General features: G+C 66.1%; 7 protein-coding genes. 2 read left to right on the forward strand and 5 right to left on the reverse strand.

Annotated elements, in window-relative coordinates:
• On the forward strand, nt 1-866 hold an 866-nt coding region (locus tag PLC66_RS21685), incomplete at its 5' end, for a pirin family protein (RefSeq protein WP_324544270.1).
• Between the two features lie 92 nt (nt 867-958).
• Here PLC66_RS21685 and PLC66_RS21690 read toward each other — a convergent pair.
• The 4 genes from PLC66_RS21690 to PLC66_RS21705 all read right to left on the reverse strand — a co-directional run bounded on the left by PLC66_RS21690 (nt 959) and on the right by PLC66_RS21705 (nt 4,033).
• Nucleotides 959-2,287, reverse strand: a complete 1,329-nt coding sequence (locus PLC66_RS21690; RefSeq protein WP_324544271.1) for a ferredoxin reductase family protein — start codon at nt 2,285-2,287, stop codon at nt 959-961.
• Between the two features lie 69 nt (nt 2,288-2,356).
• Nucleotides 2,357-2,674, reverse strand: a complete 318-nt coding sequence (locus PLC66_RS21695) for a PepSY domain-containing protein (RefSeq protein WP_324544272.1) — start codon at nt 2,672-2,674, stop codon at nt 2,357-2,359.
• Nucleotides 2,675-2,815: 141 nt separating this feature from the next.
• A complete protein-coding gene (locus tag PLC66_RS21700) occupies nt 2,816-3,394 on the reverse strand; it encodes a YceI family protein (RefSeq protein WP_324544273.1) in 579 nt (192 codons plus the stop codon).
• 78 nt (nt 3,395-3,472) lie between these two features.
• Nucleotides 3,473-4,033, reverse strand: a complete 561-nt coding sequence (locus PLC66_RS21705) for a YceI family protein (protein ID WP_324544274.1) — start codon at nt 4,031-4,033, stop codon at nt 3,473-3,475.
• Between the two features lie 368 nt (nt 4,034-4,401).
• Here PLC66_RS21705 and PLC66_RS21710 point away from each other — a divergent pair, with 368 nt between their 5' ends.
• Nucleotides 4,402-6,624, forward strand: a complete 2,223-nt coding sequence (locus PLC66_RS21710) for an OsmC domain/YcaO domain-containing protein (protein WP_324544275.1) — start codon at nt 4,402-4,404, stop codon at nt 6,622-6,624.
• Nucleotides 6,625-6,804: 180 nt separating this feature from the next.
• Here the strand turns inward: PLC66_RS21710 and PLC66_RS21715 are convergent.
• On the reverse strand, nt 6,805-7,657 hold an 853-nt coding region (locus PLC66_RS21715), incomplete at its 5' end, for a methyltransferase domain-containing protein (RefSeq protein WP_324544276.1).

The raw sequence follows: 7,657 nt of genomic DNA on the forward strand, positions 1-7,657 counted from the left end.
TCGAAGCCCGCAGCGCCGACCTTGGCGAGGGCATGCTCGTGCGCCGCTTCCTGCCCAGCCGCCAGCAGCGGATGGTGGGCGCGTGGTGTTTCCTCGACCATGCCGGGCCGGTGGGCTTTGCGCCCGGCAAGGGCATGCACGTCGGCGCCCATCCGCACATCGGCCTGCAGACCTTCACCTGGCTGATCGAGGGCGAAGTCATGCATCGCGACAGCCTGGGTAACGCGCAGATCATCCGCCCCGGGCAGGTGAACCTGATGACGGCAGGGCGCGGCATCGCCCACACCGAGGATTCGCTGCACGATGGACAAGCCCTGCATGCGGCGCAATTGTGGATCGCGCTGCCGCCCGAGGCGGAGGCCTGTGCGCCGGACTTCGCCCACTACCCCGAGCTGCCCCAGTGGCAGGACGAGGGCGCCCGCCTGACGCTGCTGGCCGGCACCCACGACGGGCGAACGGCGCCGACGCGGCTGTATTCCCCGCTGCTCGGCCTCGACATCGCCAGCGACGCGGCCAGCTCGCTGCGGCTGACCCTGAACCCGGCGTTCGAATACGGACTGCTGCCGCTGGTCGGCGAGGCGACGGTCGATGGCGAGACCATCCCCGCCGACGAGTTCGCCTACCTCGGGCGCGGACGGCAGGCGCTGCAGCTGGCGCTGAGCGCGGGCACGCGGCTGCTCCTGCTCGGCGGCGAGCCCTTCGCCGAGCCGGTGCTGATGTGGTGGAACTTCGTCGGCTCGACGAAGGCGGCCATCGCCGAGGCACAGGCCGACTGGGAGCAGCACAGCCCGCGCTTCGGCCCGGTGGGCGACGGCCAGGCCCCGCGCCTGATCGTGCCGCCCCTGCCGTGGCGGGTTGCGGACTGATCGCTCAGCGCGAAGGCGTAGCGCACCACGCCCGCAAACGACGAGGCCGCCCGCTTGTGCCGGGCGGCCTCGTTGCGTTTCGGACGGGTGTCTCAGCGCATCTCGAAGGCTTCGCGGCGGAAGCGCAGCCGCCCGCCCCAGGCCTGGCGCAGGCCTGCCTTGAGTTGATCGCCGAAGCGGCGCGGGCCACAGAACCACACCTCGGCGCGCTGCCCTGCCGCGCGATCCTTGCCCAGCGCATCGGCGGTGAGCCCGGTGCCTGCCGCGCTGTCGTGGATGTGCAGCGCCACGCTCGGCAGCTCGGCGCACAGGCTGCGCAGGCGGCTGACGAAGGGGTCGGCCGCGGCGCTGCGCGTGCTGTAGTGCAGATCGACCTGCGGCGCGCTTGCCGGACTACCGCGCAGCTCGTCCAGCCAGGCGAGGAAGGGCGTCACCCCGATGCCGCCGGCGATCCAGATCTGGCGCGCCCTGCGGTCCTGGCGCTCGAGCACGAAGCGACCGTAAGGCCCCTCGACCGTCACCGCCTGGCCCACCGCAACCCGGCTCGCGAGCTGGCGGGTGTAGTCGCCAAGGGCCTTGATCTGGAAGCTGAGCGTGCGGTCGCCGTGATCGGCGCTGGCGATGGTGAAGGGGTGTGCGCCCTCGAAGCGGTCCATGCCGACGAAGGACACGAAGGCGAACTGCCCGGCACGATGGCCGCGCCATTCGCCGCCGAGCCGGCACACCACCTCGGTGACATCGGCTGCGGGCGAGGACACGGCGGTCACGACGCCCTGCACACGACGGTCGCGGCCGATGCGCCCGGTGAGCGCGATCACCGACGCCACCGAACCGGCCGCGAGCATTGCGGCCAGCAACAGGCCGACCGGCTGCGCCCAGTATCCCGGCGGCGCCAGCACGGCGGCGTGAAAGGCCAGCAGCAGGTAGAGCACCGGCATCGCGCGGTGAAGCTGGCGCCAGAACTTGTACGGGAAGCGTTTCCACAGGCTCAGCACGACCATCGCCAGCACCAGGTAGACGGCAAACTCACCGATCTCCTCGCCGGCGTCGCGCAGCATCTCGTACAGCCCGCCGAACTCCAGCTCGTCGAGGCGGCCGGCGCGACCGAACACGGACTTGATCAGATCGTCGGACATCTCGATCAGCCAGTGCAGCGCGGCAAACACCGCGGCCAGGATGCCGGCCCACTTGTGCAGCCGGAAGATGCGGTCCATGCCGCCGAGCGGACGCTCGAGGACGACAGGCCGCGTGGCCAGCACCATCGCCAGCGACATCAGGCTGATGGCGAGCAGGCCGCTCAGATACAGACCCTGCTCGTAGGCAAACCAGGGCAGCGAGGCGGCACCGCGCTCGAGCGTGGCGACGTCGAGCCCCCAGGCGAGCACGACGAGGGCGATGAAGGCGGACAGGACGGAGATCATGGCGAAGGCTCCCGAGCTTGGTCGTGACGAGGGGGCACCGGCATTGCCGGCGCCCCCTTGCGGCGAGGCTTACTTGCTGCGCTTGACCTCGGTCTTGAGGATGTCGCCGGTCACCGGATCGACATCGAGCTCGACCCGCTGGCCCTGCGCATCGGTGGCCTTGACTTCGTACTTGGTGCGCTCGCGTTCGATCTTCTCGAAATCTCGATAACCCGCGGCCTCGAGCTTGGTCTGCAGGGCCTGCATGCTCATCCAGTTCGACTGGGCTGCGGTGGCGGGCGCGGCGACTGGCGCGGCGTTCTGGGCGAAGGCGGGAACGAGGGTGGCGCCCGCGGCAAAGATGCCGCCGGTGAGGGCGAGGGTCGCGATGAGGGTGGTAGCACGCATGATGGCTTCTCCTTTGAGGTGTCGTCGGTCTGGCTTGGACCGTGACGCCATCATGCGATCCGCCACCTGAACGCATGCTGAAAGCAGCGTTCAGGTGGCGTTCATGTCGAGCCAGGCGCGGGCCGGGCCCGCGCCGCGTGCTCAGTTCTTGATCGCTTCGATCGAGACGGTGATGGTGACCTCGTCACCGACGTAGGGCGCGTGCTTGCCGGCGTTGAACTCGCTGCGCTTGATCACGGTGCTGGCGTTGGCGCCGAGGGCGTCCTTCTGCAGCATCGGGTGCGGCATGTTGGCGAAGTGGCTCACGGTCAGCGTCACCGGCTTGGTCACGCCCTTGATGGTGAGCTCGCCGTCGATGGTGGCGGGCTTGTCGCCGTCGAAGGTCACCTGGGTCGACTTGAAGGTGGCGGTCGGGTACTTCGCGGTGTCGAGGAAGTCCTCGCCCTGGATGTGGCCGTTGAAGGTCTCGTAGCCGGTGTTGACCGAGGTCATGTCGATGGTGATGTCGACCGCGCCGGTCTTCGCTTCCTTGTCCAGCGTGACGGTGCCGGTGGTGCGCTCGAACTTCGAGATCTGGGTCGACAGGCCGAAGTGGTTGTAGGAGAAGTTGGCGAAGGTGTGGGTGGGGTCGACGTTGTAGGTCTCGGGCGCTGCGAACGCGGAGGTCGTGGCGCTGGCGGCGATGAGCAGGGCAGCGGAGAGCTTGGCGATACGGTTCATGAGTAAATCCTCTTGAGGTTGGGGGGATGCAGAAATGAAGGGGTGTTAGCGACGGAAGGGGGATGGCGACGCGGTGGCTCAGCGGGCCGCGGCGGTGATGCGGAACTTGATGAGCACGTCATTGGCGACGACGTCGAAGGCCTTCCAGGCGCCCTCGCCAATCGAGAAATCGCCGCGCTGGATGTTGAGGCTGCCCTCGAACACGCCGGTGTCGCCCTCGGGGGTGAAGGTGGCCGGGACAATGACGTCCTTGGTCGTGCCCTTGATCGTGAGCGTGCCGGCGACCTCGTACTGGTTGCCGCCGAGCGCCTTCACCGCGGTGGATTCGAAGCGGGCAGTGGGGAAATCGGCGGTGTTGAACCAGGTCTTGCGTGCCACTTCCTCGTTGCCATCGGGCAGGCCGGTGTCGACGCTGGCGAGTTCGACCTCGATCGCGGCCCTGGCCGAATCGACCGCAGCCGGATCGAAGCGGAGTTCGCTGCTGAACGTACCGAAACGCCCCTCCATCGACACGCCCATCTGCTGATAGCCGAAGGTGATCTGGCTCTTGTCGGCCAGCACCTCGCTGTATTCGAGCGCATGGGCGGCAGACGTGGCGAGGGCGAGGGTCGAGAACAGGGCGAGCACGAAGCGTTTCATGATGGGGCGTCCTTTGAGGTTCAGGGAGCTTGCGTCAGTCGCCAGGGCCACAGGCGGGCTTGCGATCGACACGAAGCGCGATCAATGGAACTGCTATGACTGGACTTTAGACGCATCTGCCGTAGCAAAATAGGCGACAGATGGAAAAATTTCATTGCCAAAAACGCAACAATCAGCACGCCCGCTACCGTCGCCGGGGCACCTTGCGCTGCTCTGCGCCGCCTTGGCGGGCGCGCAGCGCAGCCGGCAACAACGGGTTGTCCGCGCCGGCACCCGCCCGCTGGAGCCGACCAGAAGCACGGTTCCGCGCCGGGAAAACGGGGATAATGGCGCCCGATTCGCGTTGCGCGCCATTTCAGGATTCCCCGATGGAAATCAAGGTCAATTTTCTCGACAAGCTTCGTCTCGAAGCCAAGTTCGACGACTTCACGGTCATCGCCGATCAGCCCATACGCTACAAGGGCGACGGCTCGGCGCCCGGACCGTTCGATTACTTTCTGGCTTCATCGGCCCTGTGTGCCGCCTACTTCGTGAAGCTGTACTGCGAGACGCGCGATATTCCGACCGACAACATCCGCCTGTCGCAGAACAATATTGTCGACCCGGAGAACCGCTACAAGCAGGTGTTCAAGATCCAGGTCGAGCTGCCAGAAGATATCTCCGCCAAGGACCGCCAGGGCATCCTGCGTTCGGTCGAGCGCTGCACGGTGAAAAAGGTGGTGCAGACCGGACCGGAGTTCGTGATCGAGGAGGTCCGGAATCTGGATGCCGATGCCCAGGCCTTGCTGACGCTGAATCCGGATTCGGAAACCAGCACCTACATCCTCGGCAAGGATCTGCCGCTGGAGCAGACGATCGCCAATATGTCGAAGGTGCTGGCGGACCTGGGCATCAAGATCGAGATCGCCTCGTGGCGCAATCTTGTTCCCAACGTCTGGTCGCTGCATATCCGCGATGCGCATTCGCCGATGTGCTTCACCAATGGCAAGGGCGCGAGCAAGGAAAGCGCGCTGGCGTCGGCCCTGGGCGAATACATCGAGCGGCTCAATTTCAACCATTTCTACAACGACCAGTTCTGGGGCGAGGACATCGCCAACGCGCCCTTCGTGCATTACCCGAACGAGCGCTGGTTCAAGCCCGGCCGCAAGGATGCGCTGCCGACCGGACTGCTCGACGACTACTGCCTGCGCATCTACGACCCCGAGGGCGAGCTGCGCGCCTCGCACCTGTACGACACCAACTCGGGCAACACCGCGCGCGGCATCTGTGCGCTGCCCTATGTGCGCCAGTCCGACGGCGCGGTGGTGTATTTCCCGACCAACCTCACCGACAACCTGTTCCTCAGCAATGGCATGAGTGCCGGCAACACGCTGGCCGAGGCGCAGGTGCAGTGCCTGTCGGAGATCTTCGAGCGCGCGGTCAAGCGCGAGATCATCGAAGGCGAAATCGCACTGCCCGACGTGCCGCAGGAGGTGCTGGCCAAATATCCTGGCATCGTCGCGGGCATCGAGGAACTGGAGCGCCAGGGCTTTCCGGTGCTGGTGAAGGATGCGTCGCTGGGCGGGCTGTATCCGGTGATGTGCGTCACCTTGATGAACCCGCGCACCGGCGGCGTGTTTGCCTCGTTTGGCGCCCACCCCAGCATGGAGGTGGCGCTCGAGCGCAGCCTGACCGAATTGCTGCAGGGGCGCAGCTTCGAAGGCCTGAACGACCTGCCCCGCCCCACCTTCGAGACAGCGGTCGTCACCGACCCGCACAACTACGTCGAGCACTTCATCGATTCCAGCGGCGTGGTGTCGTGGCGCTTCTTCAGCGCCAGGGCCGACCACGACTTCGTCGAGTGGGATTTCTCCGGCCACGGCGAAACCTCGAACGCCGACGAGGCCGCAACCCTGCTCGACATCCTCGCCGACATGGGCAAGGAGGTATACATGGCGGTGCACGACCAGCTCGGCGCCATCGCCTGCCGCATCCTGGTGCCGGGTTACTCCGAGGTCTATCCGGTGGACGACCTGATCTGGGACAACACCAACAAGGCGCTGGGCTTCCGCGACGACATCCTGAACCTGCATCGCCTCGACGATGCCGGCCTGGAAGCCTTGCTCGAGCGCCTGGAAGAGAGCGAACTCGACGATTACACCGACATCATCACCTTGATCGGCATCGAGTTCGACGAGAATACGGTGTGGGGCCAGCTGACGATCCTGGAATTGAAGCTGCTGATTCACCTCGCCTTGCAGCAGTTCGAAGAGGCCAAGGAGCGCGTCGAAGCCTTGCTGCAGTACAACGAGAATACGGTCGAGCGCGGATTGTTCTATCAGGCCTTGAATGCGGTGCTGGAGGTGGTGCTGGACGACGAGCTGGAGCTGGACGATTACGTCGCCAATTTCCGCCGCATGTTCGGCAAGGAGCGGATGGACGCGGTGCTGGGGTCGGTCGACGGCAGCGTGCGCTTCTTCGGCCTCACGCCGACGAGCCTGAAGCTGGAAGGGCTGGACCGGCACCAGCGCCTGATCGACAGCTACAAAAAGCTGCACAAGGCGCGGGCCGCTCACGCACCGACAAGGCCTGCGACGACAGCACTTACCTGAACAGTCGCCGATCCCAGACCACTGGCTCCGCCATGCTCACCATGAGTCTCGGCATGGATCAACTGATACCGGACCACAAGTGCGGGGTCGAAGGCCGCTCCGGTGTGATCGCGGATGTCATACGGCTCCTGCCCGAAGCACGTCACAGGGGGCGAGAAATGGTGACGCCCGTGAGGCTCCTCATGCCTTCGTGCCTGTTGCGATAACGGCGGGGAGATCGAATTCGGCCGTGCCATCCGGGCGTTCATAGGGTGCCAGCACGGTCATGGCCTCACCCAGGAACGCGGCGTACGCCGCTTCGCCAAAATCGCCGCCGACCCAGCCCCTGACTTCGGCATCCACCCACGCCTGGAGCGAAGGGAAGCGAGCCACGCCCGCCCGCGACGCCACATCAAGCGAAGCGATTCCCGCCGACTCGAACAGTGAGCGGACCAGGTCGATGTCGCCCAAGGCGAATGAATCGCGCACCGGTTTACCCGCCTCCGGGCCAAGGTGTCGCTCCACGAGGGCGGTCAGCGCCGCATAGCCCGGCGTGTGCTCGAGTCGGTCCCAGACGGCGGCGACAATGCGGCCGCCCGGCCGCAGCACCCGCCGCATCTCGCGCAATGCCCCGACCCGGTCATCGAAGAACATGAGGCCAAACTGGCACAACACGGCGTCGAACGCGTTGTCCTCGAAAGGCAAGGCCTCTGCACGCCCTTGCCTCCAATCGAGGCTCGGCATCTTTCGCCTGGCGACCGCAAGCATGTCCTCGCTCTGGTCGAGTCCCACCACTGAGCCACCGGGCCCGATGCGCCCGATCGCCTCTTGAGCGACGGCGCCCGTGCCGCAGGCCACATCAAGCACCCGATCGCCCGGCGCGAGTCGCGCCGCGTCGACGACGCGAATGGCCCACGGGCCCGCCATCGCGGGCAGAAACAGCCGGTCGAAGATCTCCGCGGCGGTCTCGTTCTTCCCTTCGTGCTCGCTCGGTCTCATCCCCTCTGGGTCAAGATAGTTGTCGCCTCGATAGAATCTGAAACCCGAGGGCGAT

Source organism: Thauera sp., from assembly GCF_035444905.1.
GTDB lineage: Bacteria > Pseudomonadota > Gammaproteobacteria > Burkholderiales > Rhodocyclaceae > Thauera.